This is a genomic window from Streptomyces sp. NPDC087422 (assembly GCF_044744145.1).
Taxonomy (GTDB): Bacteria; Actinomycetota; Actinomycetes; order Streptomycetales; family Streptomycetaceae; genus Actinacidiphila.
Map to the genome: position 1 here is coordinate 478,866 of NZ_JBIUXT010000001.1, position 25,072 is coordinate 503,937.

The following is a 25,072-nucleotide window of genomic DNA, read 5'->3' on the forward strand; positions in this document are numbered from 1 at the left end:
GGCGCCTCGAGATGACTGAAGGAGCCGTCACCATGACGCAGCTTTCGGCTGCCCGCGCGCAGGGCCGTGACGCCCAGGCCGGCCAGGGCACGACCGCGACCGGCACGCCCGGCGCCCAGCCCGCCGACCACCCCAAGGCGCTCTACGGGGGCACCGGCACCCGTCGTATCACCGTCCGCGACCTGGCCCTGGCCAAGGAGCGCGGCGAGAAGTGGCCCATGCTCACCGCCTACGACGCGATGACCGCGTCGGTCTTCGACGAGGCCGGTATCCCGGTCATGCTGGTCGGCGACTCGATGGGCAACTGTCACCTCGGCTACGAGACCACCGTCCCGGTCACCATGGACGAGATGACGATCCTGGCCTCCGCCGTCGTACGCGGCACCAGCCGCGCGCTGATCGTCGGCGACCTGACCTTCGGCGCGTACCAGGAAGGTCCCGTGCAGGCCCTGCGCAGCGCCACCCGGCTGATCAAGGAGGCCGGGGTCGGCGCGGTCAAGCTGGAGGGCGGCGAGCGCTCCCTGGCCCAGACCGAGGCGATCGTCCGGGCCGGTATCCCGGTCATGGCGCACCTGGGCCTGACCCCGCAGTCCGTGAACACCATGGGCTACCGCGTGCAGGGCCGCGGCGACGAGGCCGCCCACCGGCTCGTCCAGGACGCCAAGGCCGCGCAGGAGGCCGGCGCCTTCGCCGTCGTCCTCGAACTCGTCCCCGCCGAGGTGGCGGCCGAGGTCACCCGCTCGCTCCAGATCCCCACCATCGGCATCGGGGCGGGCCCCGACACCGACGCCCAGGTGCTGGTCTGGACCGACATGGCCGGGCTCACCGGCGGCAAGGTGCCGCGCTTCACCAAGCAGTACGCCGATCTGCGCCGCGTGCTCGGCGACGCCGCCAAGTCCTTCGCCGAGGACGTCGTGGGCGGCGCCTTCCCCGCCGAGGAGCACACCTTCCACTGATCCCCTTCCACTGATCCCCTTCCCCTGATCCCCGCGCCCGTCAGCGCAGGGCGGCGCCCCGGTTCTGCCGGGTGCGCCGCCCTTCTCGTTTCCGTCCGAAGACCTGTCCGCGTTCCTGCCCGCGTTCTTGCCCGCGTTCCCGTCCGGAACGGTTTTGTCCGGAACGGCATGAGTCATCCGGGCCCGGCGTCCGTATACGGGGGGGGAGCGGCGCGGAACGGGAGGAGGTCGGCATGGGTCCCGGCACGGGCGAACTCGACCCACGGCAGCGGGTACGGCAGGATGCCGCCGTGGACGGACCACCTCCCGGCGCCCCCGGGCCGCCGGAACCGCCGGAACCGCCGGTGTCGGCTCCGGAGGAGGAGCTGATGCGGGCGCTGTACCGCGAGCACGCGGGCGCGCTCTACGCCTATGTGCTGCGGCTCGTCGCGGGCGACCGGTTCCTGGCCGAGGACGTGGTGCAGGAGACGCTGCTGCGGGCCTGGAAGAGCGCGGCCAAGCTCGACCCGGCGGCCCGTTCACTGCGGCCCTGGCTGGTGACGGTGGCCCGGCGGATCGTGATCGACGGCCACCGCAGCCGCGGCTCCCGGCCGCCGGAGACCTCGCCCGCCGCGCTCGACCTGCTCCCCGCCAGGGACGAGCTGGAACGGTCGCTGCGGCTGATGACCATCTCCGACGCCCTGCGGGACCTGTCGGACGCGCACCGCGAGGTGCTGGTCGAGACCTACTTCCGCGGCCGTACGGTCAACGAGGCGGCGGACGAACTGGGACTGCCGCAGGGCACCGTACGGTCGCGGGTGTTCTACGCGCTGCGGGCCCTGCGGAACGCGCTGGAGGAGAGAGGGGTGACCACTTCATGACACCGCACGTCGATGTGGGCGCCTATCTGCTCGGGGCGCTGGACGAAGCGGAGATGACCCGCTTCGAGGAGCACCTGGCCGAGTGCGAGAGCTGCGGCCGGGAGCTGGACGAGCTGAGCGGGCTGCTGCCGGTGCTCCACGAGATGCGCGAGGACGGCGTCGCCTTCGCGCACCCGCCCGGCGGTGACGCGATGCTCGGGCGGCTGCTCGACCAGGTCGCGCGCGAGCGCGGGGCGCGCAAGCGGCGGCGGCTGGCCGCGGTGGCCGCCGTGGCGGTGCTGGTGGTCGGCGGACCGCTGGTCGCGGTGCTGGCCACCGACGACGGCGGCGGGCGCCCGGCCGCCGGGGCCTTCGCGTCCGACCAGCGCTCCGCGACCAACCCGGAGACCGGCGTCAGGGCGACCGTCGGCATCGCGGACAAGGGCTGGGGCAGCGTGGTGGACCTGCGGCTGACGGGCGTACGCGGCCCGCAGACGTGCCGCCTGGTCGCGGTCGCGCTGGACGGCAGCGGCCAGACGGTGGCCACCTGGGCGGTGCCGGAGACCGGCTACGGCACGGACGCCCAGCCGCGACCGCTGACCGTGCACGGCGCCGCAGGACTGCACAAGGACTCGATCAGCCGCTTCGAGATCCGGGCGGCGGACGGAACGCTGCTGGTCAGCGTGCCGCTCTAGCGTTACCGACCGATCGGTGACCGGTCGCTGACACGCCACCGATACGGTCGGTCTCCGGCTGTCGGCGCGATGTCGGCGCGGTGTCAGCGGCGCCCGCCATTGTTGTCGGCATGACGAAGCGACTGACTGACGGCGGCGGGCACTCCGCCGTAGAGGTACGGGGTCTGGTCAAGCACTACGGTGAGACCAAGGCCCTCGACGGGGTGGACCTCGATGTCCGCCAGGGCACCGTACTCGGCGTGCTCGGCCCGAACGGAGCGGGCAAGACCACCCTGGTGCGCGTGCTGTCCACGCTGGTCCAGCCCGACGCGGGCTCGGCGTGGGTCGCCGGATACGACGTGCTCAAGCAGCCCCGGCAGCTCCGCCGGGTGATCGGCCTGACCGGCCAGTACGCCTCGGTGGACGAGAAGCTGTCGGGCCGGGAGAACCTGTACATGATCGGGCGGCTGCTCGACCTGTCCGGCAAGGACGCCAAGGCCCGCGCCAACGAGCTGCTGGAGCGCTTCTCGCTCACCGAGGCCGCCAAGCGCCCGGCCCAGGAGTACTCGGGCGGCATGCGCCGCCGCCTCGACCTGGCGGCCAGCATGATCGGCAACCCGGCGGTGCTCTACCTGGACGAGCCGACCACCGGCCTGGACCCCCGCACCCGTAACGAGGTGTGGGCCGAGGTCCAGCGGATGGTCTCCGAGGGCGCGACCGTCCTGCTCACCACCCAGTACATGGAGGAGGCCGAGCAGCTCGCCAACGAGCTGACGGTCATCGACCGCGGCCGGGTGATCGCCAACGGCCGGGTGGAGGAGCTGAAGGCGAAGGTCGGCGGGCGCACCCTGGTGATCCGGCCGAGCGAGCCCTCGATGGTGGCGGCGATGGCCGAGGCCATCTCCGGCGCCGGACTCGACGGGGTGGCGGGCGCCACCGCCGACCGCGAGGACGGCGTGGTGAGCGTGCCGATCCTCAGCGACGAGCAACTGACCGCCGTGGTCGGCCTGCTGGGCACCCGCGGTTTCTCCATCGCGCACATCGGCACCCACCTGCCCAGCCTGGACGAGGTCTTCCTCGCCATCACCGGCAAGAAGTCCGACGACGGCGCGGGCCAGCCCGACGCCCGGCCGGACGAGGACACCCGGATCGACGACAAGAACGAAGTGGAGGTCGCGGCATGAGCGCGGCTACGGCGACGGTCACCGCGCCCGCGAAGGCAGCGGCCACCGGCGAGGGACGGATCGGCCTGCGGGCCAACCTCCGGCACATCGGCGCGCTCGCGCGCCGCAACATGCTCCAGATCAAGCAGGACCCGGAGTCGATGTTCGACGCGGTCCTGATGCCCGTCATCTTCACCCTGCTGTTCGTGTACGTCTTCGGCGGCGCGGTGGCGGGCAAGGGCAACCAGCAGGAGTACGTGAACTACGTGATCCCCGGCCTGATGGCCATGATGGGCATGAACATCTCCATGGCCGTCGGCAGCGGAGTCAACGACGACTTCCGCAAGGGGGTCATGGACCGCTTCCGCACGATGCCGATCGCGCGGTCCTCGGTGCTCATCGCGAAGATCGTCGTCGAGATGGGCCGGATGATGATCGCCATCGCGATCCTGCTGGGCATGGGCTTCGCGCTCGGCCTGTCCATCCACACCGATGTCCTGCACCTGTTCGGGGCCATCGCCCTGTCGGCGGTGTTCGGCGCCTCCCTGATGTGGATCTTCATCCTGCTGGGCCTGGCCATGAAGACGCCCCAGGCGGTCCAGGGCGTCGCCATGCTGGTGCTGATGCCCCTTCAGTTCGGCAGCTCGATCTTCGCGCCGCCGACCACCATGCCCGGCTGGCTGGAGGGCTTCACCAAGGTCAACCCGCTGTCCAACCTGGCCGACGCGGCCCGCGGGCTGATCAACGGCGGCTCGGTCACCCACCCGGTGCTGATCACGCTGGCCTGGTCGGTCGGCATCACCGCGGTGACGATGCCGCTGGCGGTGGCGCGCTTCCGCAAGAAGACCTGACCCGGCCGCCGGGCACCCGGTACCGGTTCGCGTCAGTCCACGTCACGCATGAGAGCGACGGCCTCCTCCAGGGTGAGGCCGTCGCTCTCCGCGTGCGCGGCCTCGTACCCGGCGTCGGTGAGCAACTCCCGCAACCGGCCCTCCGCCTGCTCCATGTCCTGCCGCTCGGCCGGGGCCATCACGGACGGCCGCAGGCGGCCGTTGGCGTTGAGCAGCGCCACCGCGCGGCGCGCCCTGCGCAGCGCGCGCTCCTGTTCGGCGCCGTCGGCGGTGGCGAGCATCGTCAGCAGATCCACCACCCCGGGCGAGAGCATGATCGCCAGCCGCGGGGTGATGACGGTGGCCAGCGGGTGGCGGCTGAGCTCCGCGACACCGTCGTCGATCAGCCGCAGCCCGGTCTCCGGGTCGCCGGCCCGGCCGATCAGGGAGCCGCGCATGGCGTGCAGCAGCCCCTTGATGAAGCCGGGCACACCGTTGGCGTGGCGGACCGTCGCGTCGAGGGCGTCGTCGATCAGCTCCAGCGCCTCGTCGAACCTGCCGCGGCGGCTGAGCACCTGGGCGAGCAGCACCCGGCCGAAGAAGCCCGCGCCCTCGCTGGCCGCCGCGTACTTGTCGGCGTCCGCGACCCCCTCGCGCAGCAGTCGCTCGCCCTCGTCCTCCTCGCCCGAGTGGAACAGCGCCTCGCCCATCCGGACGGTGAGCACCGGTACGTGCTGGTGGGAGCCGATCTTGCGGGCCAGCGCGATGCCCTCGCGGCAGCATTGCGCGGCGCGCGCCCACTCACCGCCGTTGGAGGCCGCCTCCGCCTCGGCGGACAGCGTCTCCGCGGTGCCCCACTCGTCACCGAGCCGCTGGAAGAGCCCGCGGCTCTCCGCGATGTCGGCCAGCGCGTCGGCGAGCCGTTCACTGATGTCGTTGTTGATCTTCGCGCGCAGTTGCAGCGCGAAGGCCAGCTCCCACTGCCGCCCGTGGACGCGGCAGCTCTCCACGGTCTCGTCCATCAGCGGGCCGAGCCGGGAGAAGTCGCCGGAGAAGAAGGCGCCGTAGGGCCGCAGGATGCCGGGGAAGCGGGCGGACTGCGGCAGATGCGGCGGGTAGGTCTCTATCAGCGCGCGGCCGATACGGGCCAGCTTCGGGTGCTCCCACCAGTCGGTCTCGCCCTGCATGGACGCCATGTCCTCGATCCGCACCCAGCGCCTGGCCTCAAGCAGCCGCTCGCCCTCCAGCGGCGGCGGATCGTCCAGCGGGCCGCGGTCCAGCGGTTCGAGGGCGGGCGGCGTCTCGAACGGGTCGGGACCCATCGCGGCCACCGCCGCGGGCCAATGGCGGCGCTCCGACTGGTAGTTGCGGACCTCCCAGAACCAGCAGCAGCTCAGCACCAGCAGCAGCGCGTCCTGCTCGTCGCCGGTCTCCACCGCCCGGCGCAGCGCGGCCCGCAGATTCTCGTGCTCGCGCTCCAGCCGTTCCAGCCATACGAGTTGGCCCACGCCCTCCTCGCCCGCGCCCCGGTGCTGACCGCGCCCCGCGCCGCGCAGCATCGGGTCGGCGGTGCGCACGTACTCCCTGAAGTACGTGAGGTGCCGCCGCTCGACGGCCGCGCGCTCGCCGGACTCCTCCAGGCGCTCGGTCGCGTACTCCGAGATCGTCTCCAGCATCCGGTGGCGTACGCCGTCGTCGGTGAGGTCGGCCAGCACGAGGGACTTGTCGACCAGGGAGGCGAGCAGCGCCGCGGCGTCGAGGGCGTCGATGCGGACGCCCTCGCGGGCGCCGTCCGCCGCTTTCGCCGGGCCGGCTTCCGCGGGGCCGGTCCCTTCGGGGTCCGGGCAGATCGCCTCGACGGCCTCCAGGGTCCAGCCGCCGCGGAAGACGGCCAGGCGGCGGAGCAGGACGCGTTCGGCCGGGTCCAGCAGGTCCCAGCTCCAGTCCACGACGGCGCGCAGCGTCTGCTGGCGGGGCAGCAGCGTACGGCTGCCGCCGGTCAGGAGGCGGAAGCGGTCGTCGAGGCGGTCGGCGAGCTGGCGCGGCGAGAGGCTGCGCAGCCGGGCCGCGGCCAGCTCGATGGCCAGCGGCAGCCCGTCCAGGCGGCGGCACAGCTCGGCGCAGGCCACCGGGTCCTCGTCCACCGAGAAGCCGGGCCTGGCCGCCGCGCCCCGGTCGGCGAGCAGCCGCAGCGCCGTCGGGTCCGGCAGCGGGTCCAGCGGCCGTACCAACTCGCCCGGTACGCCCAGGGGTTCGCGGCTGGTGGCGAGCACCGAGACGCGCGGGCAGTGCGCGAGGAGCTGTTCGGTCAGGGTCGCGGCAGCGCCGATCACGTGCTCGCAGTTGTCCAGCACCAGCAGCAGCTCGCGGCTCGCGCAGTAGTCGGTGAGCTGCCGGGCCGGGTCCTTGGTCTTGGTCTCGACGGACAGCGCGGCCTCGGTGGCACTGCCGGAGTGCAGCAGCGTCTCGCGCAGCCCCAGCGAGCTGATCACCGCCTCGGGCACCGTCCGCGGATCGCTGACCGGCGCCAGTTCGACGTACCAGACGCCGTCCTTCCAGCGCGGCGCCACCAGGTCACCGGCCTCCTGCGACAGCCGCGTCTTGCCCGTGCCGCCGGGTCCGGTGAGCGTGACGAGCCGGGCGCGCGACAGGTCGCCGCGCACCGCGGCCAGGTCGGCCTCGCGGCCGACGAAGCTGGTCAGCCGCGCGCGGGCGTTCCCCGGTACGGGCCGGGCCCCGCCCGCAACGGCCGCGCCCCGATGCCCGGACGCACCGCCGTCAGCCGCCTCGCCCGCGGCGGCGCCCATGACGGCCCCGCCGGGACCGTACTCGGCCGGGCCGCCCTGCCCGTCTCCGCCCGAAGCGGGTCCGGTCCGGTGGTCCTGGCCGTCCTGTCCGTGATCGGCCGGGCGTGGGCCCGGGGCCGCGGTCGGGCCGCGGGTGTCGGATCCGGGGGTGGGCGTTCGGGTGCCGCGGGCCCGGCTCTGCGCCCTTCCGGCCGCGGAACCGCCCGGGCCGGGCGGAGTCCCGACCGGACGGTCACCCGGCAGCGGCGGGGGGTTCAGCAGTTCCGCGTGCAGGGCGCGCAGTTCGGGGCTGGGGTCGGCGCCGAGCTGGTCGGCGAGATCACGGCGGACCGCCTCGTACGCGGCCAGGGCGTCGGCGGTACGGCCCGCGGCGCGCAGGGCGCGGATGTGGAGGGCGCGCAGCGGCTCGTCCAGGGGGTGCGCGGCGGCCAGCTCCGCCAGCTCGGGGAGGATCGGACCTGCCCTGCCGAGGGCCAGTTCCGCGGTGAGCCGCTGCCGCTGGGCGTCCCGGCGCAGCGCCTCGCTGCGGACGGCGGCCGTGCCCCGGTCGGGCAGGTCCGCGAGCGCGGCCCCGCGCCACAGCGCGAGCGCGTCGCCGAGCAGCCCGGCGGCCTTGACCGGGTCGCCGTCGGCCAGCGCCCGCGCCCCCTCGTCGGCCAGCCGCTCGAACCGGTACAGATCCACGTCCTCGGGCGCCGCCTCCAGCCGGTAGCCGCCGTCGACCGAGCCGACCGCGTCATGGCCGATGGCCCGGCGCAGCCGACCGATCAGCGCTTGCAGCGCGCCGGTCGCCCCGGCGGGCGGGTCGCCGTCCCACACCTCGTCGATGAGCGCGTCCGCGCCGATCACCCGGCCGGGCCGCAGTGCGAGCGCCGTCAGCAGCGCGCGCAGCCGACCGCCCGCCAGTGCGGCGGGCGTGCCGTCGTCGCGCAGAGCCTGGGTGGTGCCGAGAATCGCGTATCGCACGGCCCCATTGTTACGGAGCCCGCACGGTCACCGCGCCCCGGTCGGCCCCGGTCCGCCCGCGGCGGCGAGGGCGTACGGTCCACGCGGGGGCGGAGGCGTGGCGTCCGCTCGCGCGCCTCCGTACAGCGGTGGCCCGGGGTGACGCGGCGTTGGAACCTGGTCACGCCGCCGGACGTTTCCCGGGCACGGCCTGTGTCGTTTCCGTCCCGGATGGCATGATCGGGCGGCTGCCTCAGGCCGCGTCCGTCCCCACCACCGTCGGTCCCCCCGCCGTCGGGCCGCCGGGCCCGCGCACGACCTCCCGTAGCCTCAGCGCCCCACCGCCCACGCCAGGAGCCCGTCCATGAGCGTCACATCGATCCGCAGGGCCGACCGTCGCGGCGACAGCGACCGGAGGATCAGCCCGGTCTTCCTCGCCATCGTCGCGGTGATGGCCGTGTCCGGCTGGGCGGTGTGGAGCCAGTTCGCCTCCGACCACGGCTTCGCGGTCTTCCTGTTCGTGGTGTCCGGCTGGGTCGTCTCCCTGTGCCTGCACGAATACGCGCACGCCCGCAGCGCCCTGCACAGCGGTGACATCTCCATCGGCGCGAAGGGCTATCTGACCCTCAACCCGCTGAAGTACACGCACGCGCTGCTGTCCATCGTGCTGCCGGTGGTCTTCGTGATCCTGGGCGGCATCGGCCTGCCCGGCGGGGCCGTCTTCATCGAGCGCGGCCGCATCCAGGGGCGCTGGCGGCACAGTCTGATCTCGGCGGCGGGCCCGCTGGTCAACGTCGCCTTCGCGGTGCTGCTGATGCTGCCGTTCGCGCTCGGCGCGCTGGACTCCTGGCCGACCGAGTTCCTGTGCGCGCTCGCCTTCCTGGCGATGCTCCAGGTGACCGCCGCGATCCTGAACCTGCTGCCGGTCCCGGGCCTGGACGGCTACGGCATCATCGAGCCGTGGCTCTCGCCCGCGGCCCGCCGCCAGTTCGAGCCCTTCTCACAGTTCGGCCTGCTGGCGGTCTTCGGTGTGCTGTGGATTCCGGCGGTGAACGTGAAGTTCTTCCACGCCATCGACACCGTGATGGGCTGGCTGCACGTGCCGCGCGACTACGTGGACTACGGCTACACGCTGTTCCAGTTCTGGCGGAAGTGACGTCAGCTCTGCGGCTGGCCCGTCGCGTCGGCGGCAGCGGCGGCGTCCATCTTCGCCTTGCGGAAGTAGTACCAGCACATGTTGCTGGTCAGCCCGGCGAGCAGCACCCACACGATGCCCAGGAAGCTGCCGTGCGCGAAGGACACCACCGCGGCGGCGACGGCGAGCAGGCACGCGATGAGGGCGTAGAGGGCGAGGCGGGGCATGGGGTGCGGCTCCTGTCCGGGCGGACGCGTACGGTCGTCCGCCATTGTCCCCCATGCCCCGGACCGCTCGGAACGGGCTCGTACGTCTCGGACGTACGGCTCGGGTGGCCGGCCCGGGTGGCCGGCCCGGCTTCGGCGCGGCTACGGCGCGGCTACGGCTCGATGCGGCTCAGACGTCGGTGAGGCGCAGGCCCGCGTGGGCCTTGTAACGGCGGTTGACCGAGATGAGGTTGGCGACCAGCGACTCGACCTGGTGGGCGTTGCGCAGCCGGCCCGCGAAGACACCGCGCATGCCGGGGATACGGGCGGCGAGCGCCTGGACGATGTCGGTGTCGGCGCGGGCCTCGCCGAGAACCATCACATCGGTGTCGATCTCCGCGATCTCCGGGTCCTGGAGCAGCACCGCCGACAGGTGGTGGAAGGCGGCGGTGACCCGCGAGTCCGGGAGCAGGGCGGCGGCCTGCTGGGCGGCGCTGCCCTCGTCGGGCTTGAGGGCGTACGCGCCCTGCTTGTCGAAACCGAGCGGGTTGACGCAGTCCACGACGAGCTTGCCCGCCAGTTCCTCGCGCAGTGACTCCAGGGTCTTGGCGTGGCCGTCCCACGGCACCGCGACGATCACGATGTCGCTGCGGCGGGCGCACTCCGCGTTGTCCGCGCCCTCGACGCCGAGGCCGAGTTCGGCGGCGGCGGTCTGCGCGCGCTCGGCGTTGCGGGAGCCGATGACGACCTTCTGGCCCGACCTGGCCAGCCGGTAGGCGAGCCCGCGGCCCTGGTCACCGGTGCCGCCGAGCACTCCCACCACCAGGCCCGACACGTCGGGCAGCTCCCAGGGGTCCTTGGCCGGTGCCTTGGCCGGGGTCTTCACGTCCTCAGGGGTAGTCATACCGGCGATCCTGCCAGGTGCGGGCGGTGTTCGACGGCGTTCGGTGGCGCGGATCACTCCGGGGGCGCAAGGATGCCGTGCCATGGACGCCGTACGGGTCGCGCTGCTGCGCGAAGTGCTCGACGGAACGGAGTGGCCGCGCGCCGCCCGCGCCTTCGGCGGGACGCTCAGAACCGCGGTCCAGCGCGGGCCGGGACCGCTGTTGCTCGTCGGCACCGACGCGTACGAGCCGTGGCATCTCGCCGCGCACCTCGACGACGAGGCCGCCTGGAGCGGGGTGCCCGAACTCTCCCCCACGCTCCTGCGGTTCCGCGTGCCGCCGGGCGCGCCGCCGCATCTCGCCGTCGGTCTGCGGCGGCTGGCCGCCGCCGGGCGCGGCGAGACCGTGCTGCTCGTCGCCCCCGACCGGCCGGGGGCCGGCATCCTCGAACGCGTCCACGACGCCAGGCGCTCCGGCGCCACCGTCCTCGCCCTGTCCGCTTCCGCGGAGGGGCACTCTTTCGACGGCGTCGCCCACGACGTCCTGAGCCTGCCCTCGCCCGACGCGCCCGCGCTCTCCCTCGACGTCCTCCAGCACCTTGTCAGCTCCGCTGCGGGTGAGGCCACGGCCCCTCGCCGCCCCCCTTTCCGCGACCCCCTCTCCCGCCTGGCCGACCACCTCTCCACCCCACCTCCCCGCTGGTAACCCCACCCCCCGTTCACCTCGCCCAGGTGGGTGCCCCCGGGGGCGCGGCCCCGGTGCGGTTCTCGGCTGCCGCCGCGTGGGCGCCCCCAGCCACCGCGCTCCCGCACGACACCACCCGCCCCGGCGGGGCAATTCGGTTGTCGCCGGGCCACCGGCCGGTGGGGGGCGGGCCGGGCGGGAGGAAAAGGCTTTGCGGGGGGAGGCCGGGCCGGGGAGCATCGCCCTACGTGACAGTGACCGTGACCGATGACCCCCCACCCCCGCGGAAGCGGAAGAGGGCGTTGCTCCCCGACATGACGCCGTGGCGCACCTCGGCGGACTTCCGGCGAATGTGGCTGGCGGGAGCCATCACGACGTTCGGAAGCTTCCTGACGTTCGTGGCCCTGCCGGTGCAGATCAAAGAGCTGACGGGCTCGGCCGTCGCGGTGGGAGCGATCGGCGCGGTGGAGCTGGTGCCGCTGATCGTGTTCGGGCTGTACGGCGGGGCGCTCGCGGACGCGATGGACCGGAAGCTGCTGATCAACGCGACCGAGGCGGCGCAGGGCCTGCTGGCGTTGGGGCTGCTGGTCAACACGGTGGTGCCGCACCCGGTGGTGTGGCCGCTGTACGTGGTGGCGGCACTGTCGAGCGCGCTGACGGGACTCCAGCGGCCCGCCCTGGACGCGATCGTGCCCAGGATCGTCCGGCGCGACCAACTCGCCGCCGCTGCGGCGCTCAACGCGCTGCGCTGGCAGGTCGGGGCCATCGCGGGCCCGTCCGTCGCGGGCCTGGTGATCGCGTACGCGGGCCTTTCGTGGGCGTACGCGGCCGACGCGGCGACCTTCGCGCTCTCCGTCGCGCTCGGCCTGGGGCTGAGCCGTTCACCGGCCGCGCACGACGCGAAGCCGCCCTCGCTGCGCTCGATCGCGGAGGGCGCGCGCTACGCGTGGAGCCGCAAGGAACTCCTCGGCACGTACGCGATCGACCTGGCGGCGATGTTCTTCGCGTACCCGGCGGCGATCTTCCCGTTCCTCGCGGACGACCTGCACGCGCCGTGGTCGCTGGGCCTGATGTACGCGGCCGGGTCGGTCGGCTCCCTGGCGGTCAGCCTGACCAGCGGCTGGACCACCCGGATCCACCGGCACGGCCGGATGGTCGTGTACGCGGCCGTGGGCTGGGGCCTGGCCATGGCCGCGGCGGGCTGGACCGGCCGGATCTGGCTCGTACTGCTGTGCCTGGCGGCGGCGGGCGGCTGCGACATGATCAGCGGCGTCGGCCGCTCCACGATGTGGAATCAGACGATCCCCGACGAGCTGCGCGGACGCCTGGCGGGGATCGAGCTGCTGTCGTACTCGGTCGGCCCGCAGCTCGGTCAGCTCCGCAGCGGCGGCGTGGCCGCCCTCACCACCGCCCGTACCTCCGTCTGGACCGGCGGTGTCGCGTGCGCGGCGGCGGTCGTCGCCCTGGCCGCCGCTCTCCCGAAGCTGATGTCGTACGACGCGCGGCAGCACCCTGCGGCGGCGGAGACGGAGAGCGGGACGGAGAGCGGAGCGGAAGGCGGCACGGAAAGCGGTACGGAAACGGCACCCGCGACCGCGTCCTGACGACCGGCTCCGCCCGACTGCTCCGTCAGGAGCCCCCCGGCCTGTCGTTCCCGGCGTCCTGGCCGTCACCGTCGGCGGTGTCGTGCCACTTCGGGTCGGTGTCCCACTGGAGATTGCGCTCGGCGGCGGTGTCCATCGCCCGCTGCGCCTCCTCGCGGGTGGAGTAAGGGCCGAAGCGGTCCTTGGCGGGGCATTCGGGCCCCTCCTCGACCTTGTGGTGCTCGATGCAGTAGAACCATTCGCCGGGCTTTCCGGCCGGCTTCTTCGCCCTGAACAGCGCCATGATCGTCTCCTGTGGTCGGGGGTGCCGCGGGTGGCCGCCTGCGGCCATGTTCCCCGATCGGGCGCGGATACACTCGTCGGCATGTCTGGTCAGTCGCTGCTCGTTCCCGGCAAGCTCTCCCCCACCCGGCACGTGCCGGCCTCGATCCCGCGCCCCGAGTACGTGGGCAGGCCGGGGCCGGCGCCGTACACCGGGCCCGAGGTGCAGGACGCGGAGACGGTCGAGAAGATGCGGACCGCCTCGCGGATCGCGGCGCGCGCGATGGAGGAGGCCGCGAAGGCCATCGCCCCGGGGGTGACGACCGACGAGCTGGACCGGATCGCGCACGCGTACATGGTGGACCATCAGGCGTACCCCTCTGACCTGGGCTACCGCGGCTTCCCCAAGTCGCTGTGCACGTCGGTGAACGAGGTGATCTGCCACGGCATCCCGGACTCGACGGTGCTGCGCGACGGCGACATCGTGAACCTGGACGTGACCGCGTTCATCCACGGGGTGCACGGGGACTGCAACGCCACGTACTTCGTGGGCGACGTCGCCGAGGAGTCGCGGCTGCTGGTGGAGCGCACACGGGAGTCGCTCGACCGGGCGATCAAGGCGGTACGTCCCGGGCGGCAGATCAATGTGATCGGCCGGGTCATCGAGTCGTACGCGAAGCGCTTCGGGTACGGCGTGGTGCGGGACTTCACCGGGCACGGCATCCACACCGCGTTCCACTCGGGGCTGATCATCCCGCACTACGACGACCCGCGGGCGACGACGGTGATGCGGCCCGGCATGACGTTCACCATCGAGCCGATGCTGACGCTGGGCACGCACGAGTACGACATGTGGGACGACGGCTGGACCGTGGTCACCAAGGACCGCAAGCGCACCGCCCAGTTCGAGCACACGCTGGTGGTCACGGCGGACGGCGCGGAGGTGCTGACCCTGCCATGAACCGTCGGAGCCTGTGTCTGGCGGCGGCGGCGACCGCGCTGGCGGTGCCGTTGGCCGGTTGTGTCACCGTGCACGGTGAGCGCGCGGACATCGCGTCGGTGCGGCCCGCGGAGGCGGCCGAGGTGCTGGCGAATTTCGCGAAGGTCAACAACGCGGCGACGAAGGCGTACGACGAGTCGCTGGTCGCCGAGATCGAGGCGGGCGCGCTGGGCGCCATCGACGAGGCGGGGGTGCGGGCCAAGCACGCCAACCACCCCGAGGGCAACGCGTCGTTCACGCCGCTGGCCTTCTCCGACTCGCGCTTCCTGGTGCCGAGGCAGCGCGGCTGGCCGAAGTTCTTCGTGGCGGACACCGCGACCAACCGCGGCGGCGACTCGCGGTGGCTGCTGGTCTTCCGCCGGTTCACCGCGGGCGACCCGTGGAAGGCGTCCTTCCTTGCCGTCATGGCACCGGACGCGCTGCCCGCCCTCGCCACCGACAAGGACGGTCTGGTCGAGGCGTTGCCGGCCGCGGGCACCGATCTGCTCGTGCAGCCGGGCCGGTTGAGCACGGCGTACACCTCGTATCTCCAACAGGCTCCCGCCGCACCGGTGTTCGCCGACGGTCCGGCGACCTCCGAGCTGCTGGCCGGGCGCGACAAGAACCGGCGTACGGCCAACTCCGTGACGCAGTACGCCGATCAGCCCGCCGACGGCGGCGACTTCACCCCGGTCGCGCTGCGTACCAGGTCCGGCGGCGCGCTCGTGCTGTTCGCCAGTCGCCATCAGACCCGCGCCACGTACCGCGAGGGCTACCAGCTCAGCATCGACCAGGACACCAAGGCCCTGATGACCGGCACCCCCCGCACCTCCGTCACCCTCTCCCGCATGTCCCAGCAGGCCGCCACGGTCCCCGCCCGCAGCGCGGGACCGGACGCGAAAACGGCCGTCCTCAGCCGCCTGGCGGGCCTGGTCTCGGCGACGGGCGCGTAGGGACTCAGCGGGGACGGGTTCTGCGGGGACGGGCCTCAGCGGGAACGGGCTCTGCGGGGACGGGCTCAGCGCGTGCGGGCGACCGGTTCCGGCTCGGGTTCGTAGGCGAACTGGGCGCAGGCGTCGGTGAGGATGTCGAGGACGGGGAGCGGGTCGGGCAGCGGGAGGTCGGGGCCGAGGTCGGGGAGCCAGACGACCGTGCCGCCGGACGGCAGCCGGGCCGGGGGCAGCAGCACATAGCTGCCGCGGCAGTGCCAGCGGATGCCCGGGTGCTCGTCGGCGGTCTCCGGGTTGCAGTCGAGGGCGCAGGGCCACCACTCGTCCTCGTCGGCGGGGGTGCCGCGGGTGGCGGTGAAGAACAGCATCCGGTCCTCGCCCTGGAGGGCGACCGGGCCGATGGTGGCGCCGTCGGCGGTCAGCCGTTCCAGCGCGACGCGGCCCGCTTCCGCGGGGACGTCGAGGACGTCGTGGTTGAGCCCGGTGGCGGTGATGAAGTTGGCGAGCGGCTGGCCGCTGAGCCACTGGGCGACCCGCTGCGGGTCGGTGCTCGCCTGGGTCTGCCACGCCTGCGAGACGGGGTGCACACCGGGGATGTGACAGCCGATCCGGTCGCACGAACAGCCGAAGCCCTCGGGGTGCACGGCCGGTGCGACGGGATACGAGGCGGCGACGGCCGCCTGGATCAGCTCGTCACGGCGCAGGTCGTCGGCGGCAGCGGCGGCTGCCGCCCTGGCCGCCCGGCTGTTGCCCGAAGCGCTCTCCGTACGGCGGCGCAACCAGTCGGACACCCTGCTCTTGCCTGCCATCGGGCTCCTTTCCTCGCCACTCCCGTCCCGCGGACCACGGTACGCGGACGGTGGAGCACATCCTCCCTCTTGCCAGGAATGAACACCCACCCGGGGTGGAAGTGTTCCCGTGGCGGCCGTTTCCGACATCATGTCGGCAACCTATTGACTTAGGTAAGCCTAAGTTGGGAGGATCGAGGTCGGCGCACAGCCTTGACCAGGAGGTTCCTTTGACCACGTCGATTCCGTCGGCCACTTCGGACACGTCGGCCACTCCGGACGCACCGTCCGCCGCATCCCCCTTCTCCGCCGTGATCCGCGCCGCGACCCGGGCCCAGCACCAGGAGGCGCACGACTCGACCTTCATGGACGATCTGCTCGGCGGGCGGCTCGGCGTGGACGCGTACGCGCGCTACACCGAGCAGCTCTGGTTCGTGTACCGGGCGCTGGAGGAGGGCGCGCACCTGCTGGCCGACGACTCGGTGGCCGCGCCCTTCACCCGCACCGAGCTGCTGCGCGTCGCCTCCCTCGAACAGGATCTCGACCACCTGCTCGGCGAGGGCTGGAAGGACCGCGCGACCGCGCTGCCCGCCACCGCCCGGTACGCGGCCCGGGTGGCCGAGGTCGCCCGCGAGTGGCCCGCCGGTTATGTCGCGCACCACTACACCCGCTACCTCGGCGACCTCTCCGGCGGCCAGGTCGTCCGCGGTGTCGCGGAGAAGACCTGGGGCTTCGCCCGCAAGGGCGACGGTGTCCGCTTCTACGTCTTCGAGGGCATCGACAACCCGGCCGCCTTCAAGCGCGAGTACCGCGAACTGCTGGACGGCCTCGCGGTCGACGACCTGGAGAAGCAGCGGGTGGTCGAGGAGTGCAGGACCGCCTTCGCGCTGAACATCGCGGTCTTCCGGGAGCTGGGGGACGCCTTCCCGCTCTCCGCGTGAGGGCGCGCTGTCCGTACGACCCCCGCGAAGCCGGGCGGCCCACCTGAACTCACGGTGGGCCGCCCGGCTTTCGGCTGTGCCTGAGGTCTTCGCGGCGGACGGTGCCGCGTCGGACGGGGTTGCGTCAGGCGTCTTCGCGTCGGACGGTGTTGCGTCAGACGGTGTTGCGGCGGCGGGCCACGGTGACGGTCGCGGCGGCGCCGGTCACCAGCAGGGCGCCCGCGGCGGCGAGCAGCGCGGCGGACGGGGTGCCGGAGCCGGTGGAGGCCAGCTCGCCGTCGGTGGTGAAGTCGTTGCCGGTCCCGCCGACCGTGCTGCCGGAACCGCCGGTCGTACCGCCGCTGGTGGAGCCGCCCGTCGTACCGCCGTCGGAGGAACCGCCCGACGAACCGGCCGACGGGCTCGGCGAACCGGTCGGCAGGGTGGCGCTGTCGTCCAGCGAGACGGCGACCGTCACCGGGTCGAGCGCGTCGCCCGCCTTGTAGAAGCCGCTGAACGCCTTCGCGCCGTCCTCGGTGAGCACGGCGGAGGCGCCGGAGACCGTGACGACGTCGCCGTCGGCGGTCGGCGCGACACCGCTCAGGGTGGCCACGGCGATGCCCTTGTAGTCGGTGACCTTGCCCGAGGCCATGTCCTTGGCCGACACGTCGGCGGTGAGGGTGCCGGTGGCGCCCTTGGTGGCCACCGTGAAGTTGCCGAACTTCAGGTCGAGCGCGTACGTGCCCTGCTGGAGGTGGCCGAGGAAGCGGACGCCGCCGGAGAAGGAGGCGTTGAGGGTCTTGGTGTCGGCGTCGTAGGTGCCGGCGCCCTTGGGGAAGCGGTAGCCGGAGGCGGTGCCGGTGGCGCCGTCGGTGAGCTCCACCTTGCCGTCGGCGATCGGTCCTGTGACGTAGGAGCGGAAGGACTGCTTGACGCCCCAGTCGAGGTTGCCGTCCACGACGGCGGCGGGCCCGCCGGGCGCGGTCGTGGTGGGCGTGGCGGTCGGCTCGCCCGTGGGCTCACCGGTGGGCTCGCCGGTCGGCGGGTTGGTGGTCGGCGGGTTGGTGGTCGGCGCGGTGGTCGGCGGCGTGGTGGGGGCGGTGGTCGGCGGGGTGGTGGGCGGCGTCGTCGTCGGGGCGGCGCCCGGAGTGACGGACAGGTCCGCGGCGTCCAGCGCCGTACCGGGCTGGTACATGCCGTTGAAGGCGCTCGACCCGTCGGCGGTCAGCGTGGCCGGGATGCCGTTGAAGGTCATCGCGCCGCCCGCGCCGCCGCCGGGCCTGACGTTCGACAGGTCGAGCGTGGCGAATTCCACGTCGTTCGACGTGCTGCCCGCGGCGGTCACGTCGGCGGTGATCTTGCCCGTGGTGCCGACGGTGACGACCTTGAGGTCGGCCAGCTTGATGTCGAAGCCGTGCAGCGTGGACGCGAACTCGACGCTGCCGTCGAAGCCGACGGTCACGCCGTGCGTCGACGTGTCGTACGAGCCTTGGCCGTTGGTGAAGTGGAAGGTGCCGTTGGAGTTGGCGGTCGCGCCGTCCGCGGTGGTGATGGTGCCCCCCGCGGGACCGGTCACGTACGAGCGGAACGACTGCTTGACGCCCCAGTCGAAGGTGCCGCCGGTGAGCGGTACGGCCGGGGACGACGGCGAGTCGGCGGCGGCGAACGCCGGGACCAGCAGGGCGGTGGCCGCCCCCGCGGTGGCGGTGGCTATGGCCAGGGCGAGCGCGCGGGAGCTGAGGCGGGCGGTCATGGGGTGGTGTGCTCCTTGTGTTCCTCGGAAGGTGGTGCTCGGTGCGGTGGTGCCCGGTGCGGGCATGCGGCCGTACGGAGGGCGTACGGACCCTGCGGCCGTACGCGTCCTGCGGTGCTGCGGTTCGAGCGGGTGGTGCGAGGTGCGGGGGGAGGTGACGCGCCGTCAGCCGACGTCTGGGTGACGCGCCGTCAGCCACCGTCTTCGGTACGGCGTTTGCGCCGTACGACGGTGAAGACGACCGCCGCCGCGGCGAGGACCGCGGCCGACCCGCCGGCCAGCAGGCCGACCGGCGCGCCGTCGTGCGAGCTGTCCGCGGCGGACTCGGTGCGCGGCGCGGCGGGTGCGGTGCTCGGCGCCGGGGACGCCGCCGGGGTGGCGGACGCCGTGGGGTCGGAGCCGATGTCGGGCAGCGCGGGCAGGGCCGCCGCCTTGTCGAGGGCGACGGAGAGGGTGAGCGGGTCCATCGAAGTACCCGCGGTGTAGAGGCCGTTGAACGCCTTGGCGCCCTGCGCCGTCAGCGTGGTCGGGACCTCGGTCAGGGAGATCAGGCCGTTCTTCGGCGCGAGCGCGGCGGGCGCGGCGAAGGTGATGAACGGCTCGCCGTCCGCGTACAGCGTGCCCTTGCCGTCGGTGACCGTGACGCGGACCGCGCTGATCGACAGGTCGAGCCCGTACGTGCCGTCCGCCGCCCTCATCCCGACGAAGCGCACCGTCCCGCCGAACCGGGCGTCCAGCGAGTGGTGCGAGGCGTCGTACGTGCCGCGGCCCGCGCCGAAGCGGAACAGGGCGCCGCCGTCCCGCGCGCCGTCGGCCACCGCCCAGCGGCCCTTGGCGATGTCGCCGGTCACGTACTCGCGGAAGGTGCGGCGTACGCCCCAGTCGGCGGCGGCGTCAACGACCGTGCCGGGCACGGCCGTCGAGGTGGCGGTCGGCTTCCCCGACGCCTTGTCGCTCGCGCCGCCGGTCGGGGTCCGCGGCGGGGCGGTGGTCGGCGAGGCGGGTGCGCGCAGGTCGACCGAGAGGCTGACCGGGTCCAGCGGGGTGCCGGTGGTGTAGTAGCCCGCGAAGGCCCGGGCGCCCTGCGAGGTGAGGGTGGCCGGGATGCCGCTGAGGGTGATCTGCGACCCGGTGACCCCGCGGGTGTTGACGCCGCCGACGGCGAGCGAGGCGAGCGGCACCTGGGCGGTGGTGGTGACCCGACCGGTGTTCTTGTCCTTGCTGCGCATGTCGGCGTAGAGCGTGCCGTGGCCGCCGGAGATCTTGACCGTGGGACGGCTGATGGTGAGGTCGAGTTGATAGCCGCCGCTGGCCTGCCGGTGCCCCAGGAAGTGGACGCCGCCCGCGAAGGCGGCGGTCAGCGCGCCGCTGCCCGGATCGTACGAGCCCCGCGCCGAAGGGAAGCGGAACTGGTTGCTGCCGAAGGTGCCCGCGCCGCCGGTCATCGCCCAACTGCCTTTCGCGATGGGCCCGGTGACATAGCTCTGGAACGACGCCTTGATTCCCCAGTCCAGCCGTCCCCCGGCGAGCGTACGGCTCGTCGCGGCGTCCGCCCTTGACGCGGGCAGCACCGCGGTCAGCGCGGTCAGCGCGACAGCGCCGAGCAGCGCGGTGCTCACGGCCGTGAGCGAGACGGCCCGGCCGCCGGTACGGCGCACGCGGGCATGACGGAACAACGGCATGGACCCCTCCAGGACTGGCAAACTCAGGTAAGGCTAACCTAAGCTAATCACCGACCGGCGGGGAACCCTCCCGCGACGTCGCCGAACGCGCTGGCGCGCGGGCACAGCGGCATCACGACATGACGGCACCACGGCAAGGGACGGGTTGGCAGTGCGAACAGGTTCCGAACGACGTCCCGACCGAGCGGATGCCGAGCCGCATGCCGCGGGCTTCCCGACGACGGGCTCGCAGGCCGGGCGCTTCCTGGGCGCCCCGGACGCCGACACTCCGCAACGCGGCCGTACCCGGCCCGACTTGGGCGACCGCACCGCGCCGGAACCCACCCGCCCACCGGCCGCCGGTCCACAGCCGACCGCCGTCCGGGTCGCCCCGGACCTCGCCGCGTCACCAACCCCGCGTTCGTCCCCCGCCCGTTCACAACCGACCGCCGTCCGAGCCGCCCCGGACCTCGCCGCGTCACCAACCCCGCCTTCGTCCCCCGCCGGTTCACCACCGACCGCCGTCCGAGCCGCCCCGGAAGCCGGCGGCTCGGGGCGCGGTCGCTCGCGGCGCCGCGCTTCCGTGCGGCGGAACGCGTGCGCCGCGCGGGGTGTGGCCTTCTCGTTGCTCGGCGGGCTGCTGGCGCTCGCGCTCACCGCGTGCGGCGGCTCGGCGGGGAAGGCGGGGCCGTCCGCGAGCGGTTCGGGGGCGACGTCGAGCGCGGGAGCGGACGCCGACCGGATCGAACCGCTGGCCGGTGCGGCGCCCGTGCCCGTACTGCCCGCCACCGTCACCTCGGCGGACGGCCGGAAGGTCACCGTCACCGCCGCCGACCGGATCGTGCCGCTCACCGGCGGGCTGTCCGAGATCGTCTTCACGCTGGGCCTCGGCAAGAACGTCGTCGCGCGCGACATCACGGCGACCTTCGCGCAGGCGGCGAAGCTGCCGGTGGTGACCCGCGCCCACGACGTCTCCGCCGAGGGCGTCCTGTCCCTGCACCCCACCCTCGTCCTCGCCGAGGACACCACGGGCCCGGCCGAGGCGATCCGCCAGATCCGCGACGCGGGCGTCCCGCTCGTCGTCGTCAAGACGGCGACCTCGCTCGACGACGTGGGCCCGCGGATCGACGCCGTGGCCGCCGCGCTCGGCGTGAAGGCCGCGGGTGACACGCTGCGCGCGCGTACGGCGCAACGGATCGACGCCGTCCGCGCGACGATTCCGAGCACGGCCGACAAACCGCGCGTCGCCTTCCTCTACCTGCGCGGCACCGCGTCGGTCTACCTGATCGGCGGGCGCGGCTCCGGCGCCGACTCCCTCATCGCGGCGGCGGGCGGCGTCGACGCCGGGACCGCCTCCGGCCTCGACAAGGACTTCACCCCCATCACCAGCGAGGCCCTGGTGAAGGCCGCGCCCGACGTCATCCTCGTCATGACCAAGGGGCTCGACTCCGTCGGCGGGGTCAGCGGCCTCGAAAAGGTCCCGGGCGTCGCCCAGACGCCCGCCGGTCTCGACCACCGTGTCGTCGCCATCGACGACGGCACCCTCCTCAACTTCGGCCCCCGCACCGACTCCGTCCTGCGCCGGCTCACCACCGGCATCCACCAAAAGGCCCGGTGACCCGGCCCATGACGACCACGGCCTCCCCGAACGAGGAACACACCGCGCCCGCCGGGACGGACGACGACACCCGGCCGACCACGACTGCGGCTCCCGCTCGGGACGCCGGCCCAGGAGCCCAGGACTCGGTACCGGCGCACGATGACGCGGCGCATACGCGCACGGGGCCCAAGGAAGCGAGCGGGCCCGGGGGGATCGCGGACGACGGGCCGCGGCCGACCGGCCGTCAGGCCAACCGGCGTGGCCGGGCAACCGTGTTGATCGCGGTGCTGGCCGCGGGGCTGGTCGTGCTGAGCGTCGTGTCGGCCGGGATCGGGGCGTACGGGATTCCGGCGGCGGACGTGCTGGCGTCGGTGGCGCACCGCTGCGGCCTCGGGGGCCACCGGCTGGACCGGGTGGCGGAGTCGGTGCTGTGGGACGTACGGCTGCCGCGCATCGTGCTGGCGCTGCTGGTCGGCGGCTCGCTGGGGTGCGCGGGGGCGCTGATGCAGGGCGTGTTCGGGAATCCGCTGGCCGAGCCGGGGGTGATCGGGATCTCGTCCGGCGCCGCGGTGGGCGCCGTCGGGTCGATCGCGCTCGGCCTGACCTTCGCGGGCACCTGGTCGGTGACGGTGTGCGCCTTCGTCGCCGGGCTGCTGACCGTCCTCCTCGTGTACGGCCTGTCCCGGTCCGGCGGCCGGACGGAGGTCGTCACCCTCGTCCTCACCGGCATCGCGGTGAACGCCTTCGCGGGCGCCCTCATCGGCCTGTTCGTCTTCTTCGCGGACAACTCGCAGCTCACCCAGATCACCTTCTGGCAGCTCGGTTCGCTGGCCCAGGCGAGCTGGCCGAAGGTGCTCGCGGTGCTGCCCTGCGCGCTGGCGGGTCTCGCCGTGGCGCCGTTCTTCTCCCGCCGCCTGGACCTGCTGGCGCTCGGCGAACGCCAGGCCAAGCACCTCGGCGTGGACGTCGAACGGATGCGGATCGCGGTGATCCTGATCGTGGCGCTGCTGACGGCCGCGGCCGTCGCGGTCGCGGGGATCGTCGCCTTCGTCGGGCTCGTAGTGCCGCATCTGCTGCGGATGGCCGCGGGGCCGGGACACCGTTTCCTGGTGCCGGGCAGCGCCCTCGGCGGCGCGCTCGTCCTGGTCGCGGCCGACCTCGCCGCCCGTACGCTCGCCTCGCCCGCGGAGCTGCCGCTGGGCGTGCTGACCGCCCTCGTCGGGAGCCCCTTCTTCTTCTGGCTGCTGCGCAGGACCCGCGGCCGGCAGGGGGGTTGGGCATGAGGCCGCTCGCGGTACGACGCCGCGCCCGTACGTCCCTCCCGCCGCCGCCCGCCCCCGGCGACGTCCTGGCCGAGGCCCACGATCTGGTCGTACGGCTCGGCGGGCGCCCCGTGCTCGACGGGGTCGGCGTCGCCGTCCACGCGGGCGAAGTGCTCGCCCTGGTCGGGCCCAACGGCGCGGGCAAGTCCACGCTGCTGGGGGCGCTGGCCGGTGACGTGCCCGCCGACTCCGGTGAGGTGCGGGTCGGCGGCGCGCCCCTCGGCCGCTGGACCGCCCGGCAGCTCGCCCTGCGCCGGGCCGTGCTCCCGCAGTCCTCGCCGCTCGCCTTCCCCTTCACCGCCGACGAGGTCGTACGGATGGGGCGCGCGCCGTGGGCCGGGACCGTCCTCGCCCACGAGGACGAGGCCGCGGTGGCGGCGGCCATGCGCGCCACCGAGGTCACGGGCTTCGCCGAGCGGGCCTATCCCGCGCTCTCGGGCGGCGAGCGGGCCCGCGTCGCGCTCGCGCGGGTGCTCGCCCAACGCGCGCCGCTGCTGCTGCTCGACGAGCCGACCGCCGCCCTTGACCTTCACCACCAGGAGCTCGTCCTGCGCGTCTGTCGCGAGCAGGCCGCTCTCGGGCGCGGGGTCGTCGTCGTCCTCCACGACCTCGGTCTCGCCGCCGCCCATGCCGACCGTGTCGCCGTCCTGTCCTCCGGCCGCGTCACCGCCAACGGTTCGCCTGCGGCGGTGCTCACCGCCGAACGGCTCTCCGCCGTCTACCGCCACCCCGTCGAAGTCCTCCCCCACCCCCGCAGCGGCACCCCCCTGATCCTCCCCCTCCGCTGACCCCCCACCCACCGGGCCCGGTGGTGACGTGCGGGAGCGTCGTGGCTTGTCGCGCAGTTCCCCGCGCCCCTAAAAGGATCGGCTCACCGCCCGGACGAGAGACGGCCCGCCCCGCCAGGGGTGCGGGGAACTGCGCGGCCCGCCCCCACCGGCCCGGTGGCCCGAACACCACCGAACCACCCCACCGGGACCGGTGGTGACCCGCAGGAGCATCGTGGCCGAGCGCGCAGTTCCCCGCGCCCCTAAAAAATCGGCGCGCCGCCCGACGCGAAGGAACCGTACGCGGGGGAAAGGGGGGAACCCTTTGGGGTACTTGGTGGTGCGGGACCCCAGCGGGAGGCGCAGAATCGGGGCGTACGTACGAACTCCGGGGGGCCGACCGTCCGCCGGAGGCGGCCCTTCACCACCCCCCGAGGAGCCCTCTTTGCGCACTGCGACACCCCGCCGGTACCTGATGTGTCCACCGGCGCACTTCCGAGTGACGTACTCGATCAACCCGTGGATGGACCCGACGAAGCCGGTGGACCCGGCACTGGCCCTGTTCCAGTGGGAGGACCTGCGCGACAGGTACCGGGCGCTGGGCCACACCGTGGAGCTGCTGGACGCGGTGGAGGACCTGCCGGACATGGTGTTCGCGGCGAACGGCGCGACCGTCGTGGACGGGAAGGTGCTGGGCGCGAGGTTCGCGAACCCCGAGCGCGAGGCCGAGGCCCCGGCGCACCTGGCGTGGTTCAGGAGCAACGGCTTTCCCGATCCGCGCGAGCCGGTGCACATCAACGAGGCGGAGGGCGACTTCGCGGTCACGGCGACGTGGATCCTGGCGGGCCAGGGCTTCCGGAGCAGCCCGCTGTCGCACTCGGAGGCGCAGGAGTTCTTCGGCCGTCCGGTGATCGGCCTGGAGCTGACCGACCCGCGCTACTACCACCTGGACACGGCGCTGGCCGTGCTCGACGACGCGCGGGACGAGATCATGTACTACCCCGGCGCCTTCTCCCCCGGCAGCCGCGCCGTGCTGGCCCGGCTCTTCCCCGACGCGCTGCTCGCGACGGCGCAGGACGCCGCCGCGCTCGGCCTCAACGCGGTCAGCGACGGCCGCAACGTCCTGCTGCCGCGTACCGCCACCGGCCTGCTCGGGCCGTTGCGCGACCGGGGCTTCGAGCCGGTCCCGGTGGACATGTCGGAGCTGCACAAGGCCGGCGGCAGCGTGAAGTGCTGCACGATGGAGCTGCGCCCGGCCGTCGGCTGACCGGCGCGCGGCCCGAGCCCGCGCACGCCACGCCGCGGGTCCTCCCGGCCGGGGGCCTCGGCGTGGTGGCGGCTCGG

General features: G+C 73.7%; 22 protein-coding genes. 15 read left to right on the plus strand and 7 right to left on the minus strand.

Annotation, left to right across the window (positions count from 1 at the left end):
- Positions 1–32 precede the first annotated feature (32 nt).
- The 5 genes from panB (at position 33) to ACIO6U_RS02085 (ending at position 4,483) form a co-directional block, all read left to right on the plus strand.
- Complete coding sequence (gene panB / locus ACIO6U_RS02065) at positions 33–956, plus strand: 3-methyl-2-oxobutanoate hydroxymethyltransferase (protein WP_401714861.1); 924 nt, start codon at positions 33–35, stop codon at positions 954–956.
- Positions 957–1,189: 233 nt separating this feature from the next.
- The gene (locus ACIO6U_RS02070; protein WP_355334493.1) at positions 1,190–1,816 is read left to right on the plus strand and encodes a sigma-70 family RNA polymerase sigma factor; all 627 of its coding nucleotides are present in this window, start codon (positions 1,190–1,192) and stop codon (positions 1,814–1,816) included.
- Positions 1,813–2,490, plus strand: a complete 678-nt coding sequence (locus ACIO6U_RS02075; RefSeq protein WP_401714863.1) for a zf-HC2 domain-containing protein — start codon at positions 1,813–1,815, stop codon at positions 2,488–2,490. Before ACIO6U_RS02070 ends, ACIO6U_RS02075 begins: the two co-directional genes overlap by 4 nt.
- A 110-nt stretch (positions 2,491–2,600) precedes the next feature.
- A complete protein-coding gene (locus tag ACIO6U_RS02080) occupies positions 2,601–3,653 on the plus strand; it encodes an ATP-binding cassette domain-containing protein (protein WP_355334499.1) in 1,053 nt (350 codons plus the stop codon).
- Entirely contained in the window at positions 3,650–4,483 is an 834-nt protein-coding gene (locus ACIO6U_RS02085; RefSeq protein WP_188280623.1) for an ABC transporter permease, read from the plus strand. Before ACIO6U_RS02080 ends, ACIO6U_RS02085 begins: the two co-directional genes overlap by 4 nt.
- Positions 4,484–4,515: 32 nt before the next feature.
- Here ACIO6U_RS02085 and ACIO6U_RS02090 read toward each other — a convergent pair whose 3' ends face one another.
- The gene (locus ACIO6U_RS02090; RefSeq protein WP_401714866.1) at positions 4,516–8,235 is read right to left on the minus strand and encodes an AfsR/SARP family transcriptional regulator; all 3,720 of its coding nucleotides are present in this window, start codon (positions 8,233–8,235) and stop codon (positions 4,516–4,518) included.
- A 343-nt stretch (positions 8,236–8,578) separates the two neighbouring features.
- Between ACIO6U_RS02090 and ACIO6U_RS02095 the strand changes: the two genes are divergently transcribed.
- Positions 8,579–9,370, plus strand: a complete 792-nt coding sequence (locus tag ACIO6U_RS02095; RefSeq protein WP_391160037.1) for a site-2 protease family protein — start codon at positions 8,579–8,581, stop codon at positions 9,368–9,370.
- Between the two features lie 2 nt (positions 9,371–9,372).
- Here the strand turns inward: ACIO6U_RS02095 and ACIO6U_RS02100 are convergent, their stop codons facing one another.
- Both ACIO6U_RS02100 and npdG read right to left on the minus strand, forming a co-directional pair.
- Positions 9,373–9,576 carry a hypothetical protein gene (locus ACIO6U_RS02100; RefSeq protein ID WP_355334509.1) on the minus strand — a complete coding sequence of 68 codons (204 nt, stop codon included), beginning with the start codon at positions 9,574–9,576 and terminating at the stop codon, positions 9,373–9,375.
- Between the two features lie 169 nt (positions 9,577–9,745).
- Positions 9,746–10,459, minus strand: a complete 714-nt coding sequence (gene npdG, locus ACIO6U_RS02105; protein ID WP_355334512.1) for an NADPH-dependent F420 reductase — start codon at positions 10,457–10,459, stop codon at positions 9,746–9,748.
- An 82-nt stretch (positions 10,460–10,541) separates the two neighbouring features.
- Between npdG and ACIO6U_RS02110 the strand changes: the two genes are divergently transcribed.
- Both ACIO6U_RS02110 and ACIO6U_RS02115 read left to right on the plus strand, forming a co-directional pair.
- Entirely contained in the window at positions 10,542–11,144 is a 603-nt protein-coding gene (locus ACIO6U_RS02110; RefSeq protein WP_401714869.1) for a hypothetical protein, read from the plus strand.
- A gap of 293 nt (positions 11,145–11,437) precedes the next feature.
- Positions 11,438–12,727, plus strand: a complete 1,290-nt coding sequence (locus ACIO6U_RS02115) for an MFS transporter (RefSeq protein WP_355334515.1) — start codon at positions 11,438–11,440, stop codon at positions 12,725–12,727.
- A 25-nt stretch (positions 12,728–12,752) separates the two neighbouring features.
- On the opposite strand, the gene ACIO6U_RS02120 is transcribed toward ACIO6U_RS02115, so the two are convergent.
- Positions 12,753–13,010, minus strand: coding sequence for a hypothetical protein (locus ACIO6U_RS02120; RefSeq protein WP_355334518.1), 258 nt, complete (start codon positions 13,008–13,010; stop codon positions 12,753–12,755).
- Positions 13,011–13,091: 81 nt separating this feature from the next.
- On the opposite strand from ACIO6U_RS02120, the gene map reads away from it, so the two are divergent.
- Together map and ACIO6U_RS02130 are read left to right on the plus strand one after the other, a co-directional pair.
- Positions 13,092–13,949 carry a type I methionyl aminopeptidase gene (gene map / locus ACIO6U_RS02125; RefSeq protein ID WP_355334521.1) on the plus strand — a complete coding sequence of 286 codons (858 nt, stop codon included), beginning with the start codon at positions 13,092–13,094 and terminating at the stop codon, positions 13,947–13,949.
- The gene (locus ACIO6U_RS02130; protein ID WP_401714871.1) at positions 13,946–14,920 is read left to right on the plus strand and encodes a hypothetical protein; all 975 of its coding nucleotides are present in this window, start codon (positions 13,946–13,948) and stop codon (positions 14,918–14,920) included. The genes map and ACIO6U_RS02130 overlap by 4 nt, the downstream gene beginning before the upstream one ends.
- A 65-nt stretch (positions 14,921–14,985) precedes the next feature.
- On the opposite strand, the gene ACIO6U_RS02135 is transcribed toward ACIO6U_RS02130, so the two are convergent.
- Positions 14,986–15,726: a bifunctional DNA primase/polymerase gene (locus ACIO6U_RS02135; protein ID WP_355334526.1), complete on the minus strand. Its 741-nt coding sequence runs from the start codon at positions 15,724–15,726 to the stop codon at positions 14,986–14,988.
- Positions 15,727–15,947: 221 nt separating this feature from the next.
- Here ACIO6U_RS02135 and ACIO6U_RS02140 point away from each other — a divergent pair, with 221 nt between their 5' ends.
- Complete coding sequence (locus ACIO6U_RS02140) at positions 15,948–16,646, plus strand: biliverdin-producing heme oxygenase (RefSeq protein WP_391044249.1); 699 nt, start codon at positions 15,948–15,950, stop codon at positions 16,644–16,646.
- 154 nt (positions 16,647–16,800) lie between these two features.
- Here ACIO6U_RS02140 and ACIO6U_RS02145 read toward each other — a convergent pair whose 3' ends face one another.
- On the minus strand, positions 16,801–18,378 hold the full coding sequence (locus ACIO6U_RS02145; RefSeq protein ID WP_401714873.1) for an HtaA domain-containing protein: 1,578 nt from the start codon (positions 18,376–18,378) through the stop codon (positions 16,801–16,803).
- 191 nt (positions 18,379–18,569) lie between these two features.
- Positions 18,570–20,060, minus strand: coding sequence for an HtaA domain-containing protein (locus ACIO6U_RS02150; RefSeq protein WP_401714875.1), 1,491 nt, complete (start codon positions 20,058–20,060; stop codon positions 18,570–18,572).
- A 562-nt stretch (positions 20,061–20,622) separates the two neighbouring features.
- Here ACIO6U_RS02150 and ACIO6U_RS02155 point away from each other — a divergent pair.
- The 4 genes from ACIO6U_RS02155 to ddaH all read left to right on the plus strand — a co-directional run bounded on the left by ACIO6U_RS02155 (position 20,623) and on the right by ddaH (position 24,995).
- A complete protein-coding gene (locus ACIO6U_RS02155; protein ID WP_401714877.1) occupies positions 20,623–21,657 on the plus strand; it encodes a hemin ABC transporter substrate-binding protein in 1,035 nt (344 codons plus the stop codon).
- A gap of 8 nt (positions 21,658–21,665) precedes the next feature.
- Positions 21,666–22,922 (plus strand): FecCD family ABC transporter permease, encoded by a 1,257-nt coding sequence (locus tag ACIO6U_RS02160; protein ID WP_401714879.1) that lies wholly within the window; start codon positions 21,666–21,668, stop codon positions 22,920–22,922.
- Positions 22,919–23,749: a heme ABC transporter ATP-binding protein gene (locus tag ACIO6U_RS02165; RefSeq protein ID WP_355334538.1), complete on the plus strand. Its 831-nt coding sequence runs from the start codon at positions 22,919–22,921 to the stop codon at positions 23,747–23,749. Before ACIO6U_RS02160 ends, ACIO6U_RS02165 begins: the two co-directional genes overlap by 4 nt.
- Before the next feature lie 424 nt (positions 23,750–24,173).
- Positions 24,174–24,995: a dimethylargininase gene (gene ddaH / locus ACIO6U_RS02170; protein WP_391043693.1), complete on the plus strand. Its 822-nt coding sequence runs from the start codon at positions 24,174–24,176 to the stop codon at positions 24,993–24,995.
- Positions 24,996–25,072: the final 77 nt, after the last annotated feature.

Excerpts from the sequence above, each read along its gene's own strand:
- ACIO6U_RS02135 (WP_355334526.1), bottom strand. The coding sequence starts at position 15,726 with ATGGCAGGCAAGAGCAGGGTGTCCGACTGGTTGCGCCGCCGTACGGAG.
- ACIO6U_RS02095 (WP_391160037.1), top strand. The coding sequence starts at position 8,579 with ATGAGCGTCACATCGATCCGCAGGGCCGACCGTCGCGGCGACAGCGAC.
- ACIO6U_RS02115 (WP_355334515.1), top strand. The coding sequence starts at position 11,438 with ATGACGCCGTGGCGCACCTCGGCGGACTTCCGGCGAATGTGGCTGGCG.
- ACIO6U_RS02130 (WP_401714871.1), top strand. The coding sequence starts at position 13,946 with ATGAACCGTCGGAGCCTGTGTCTGGCGGCGGCGGCGACCGCGCTGGCG.
- ACIO6U_RS02110 (WP_401714869.1), top strand. The coding sequence starts at position 10,542 with ATGGACGCCGTACGGGTCGCGCTGCTGCGCGAAGTGCTCGACGGAACG.
- ACIO6U_RS02075 (WP_401714863.1), top strand. The coding sequence starts at position 1,813 with ATGACACCGCACGTCGATGTGGGCGCCTATCTGCTCGGGGCGCTGGAC.
- ACIO6U_RS02080 (WP_355334499.1), top strand. The coding sequence starts at position 2,601 with ATGACGAAGCGACTGACTGACGGCGGCGGGCACTCCGCCGTAGAGGTA.
- map (WP_355334521.1), top strand. The coding sequence starts at position 13,092 with ATGTCTGGTCAGTCGCTGCTCGTTCCCGGCAAGCTCTCCCCCACCCGG.
- ACIO6U_RS02085 (WP_188280623.1), top strand. The coding sequence starts at position 3,650 with ATGAGCGCGGCTACGGCGACGGTCACCGCGCCCGCGAAGGCAGCGGCC.
- ACIO6U_RS02150 (WP_401714875.1), bottom strand. The coding sequence starts at position 20,060 with ATGCCGTTGTTCCGTCATGCCCGCGTGCGCCGTACCGGCGGCCGGGCC.
- ACIO6U_RS02120 (WP_355334518.1), bottom strand. The coding sequence starts at position 13,010 with ATGGCGCTGTTCAGGGCGAAGAAGCCGGCCGGAAAGCCCGGCGAATGG.
- ACIO6U_RS02145 (WP_401714873.1), bottom strand. The coding sequence starts at position 18,378 with ATGACCGCCCGCCTCAGCTCCCGCGCGCTCGCCCTGGCCATAGCCACC.
- ACIO6U_RS02165 (WP_355334538.1), top strand. The coding sequence starts at position 22,919 with ATGAGGCCGCTCGCGGTACGACGCCGCGCCCGTACGTCCCTCCCGCCG.
- npdG (WP_355334512.1), bottom strand. The coding sequence starts at position 10,459 with ATGACTACCCCTGAGGACGTGAAGACCCCGGCCAAGGCACCGGCCAAG.
- ACIO6U_RS02100 (WP_355334509.1), bottom strand. The coding sequence starts at position 9,576 with ATGCCCCGCCTCGCCCTCTACGCCCTCATCGCGTGCCTGCTCGCCGTC.
- panB (WP_401714861.1), top strand. The coding sequence starts at position 33 with ATGACGCAGCTTTCGGCTGCCCGCGCGCAGGGCCGTGACGCCCAGGCC.
- ACIO6U_RS02070 (WP_355334493.1), top strand. The coding sequence starts at position 1,190 with ATGGGTCCCGGCACGGGCGAACTCGACCCACGGCAGCGGGTACGGCAG.
- ACIO6U_RS02160 (WP_401714879.1), top strand. The coding sequence starts at position 21,666 with ATGACGACCACGGCCTCCCCGAACGAGGAACACACCGCGCCCGCCGGG.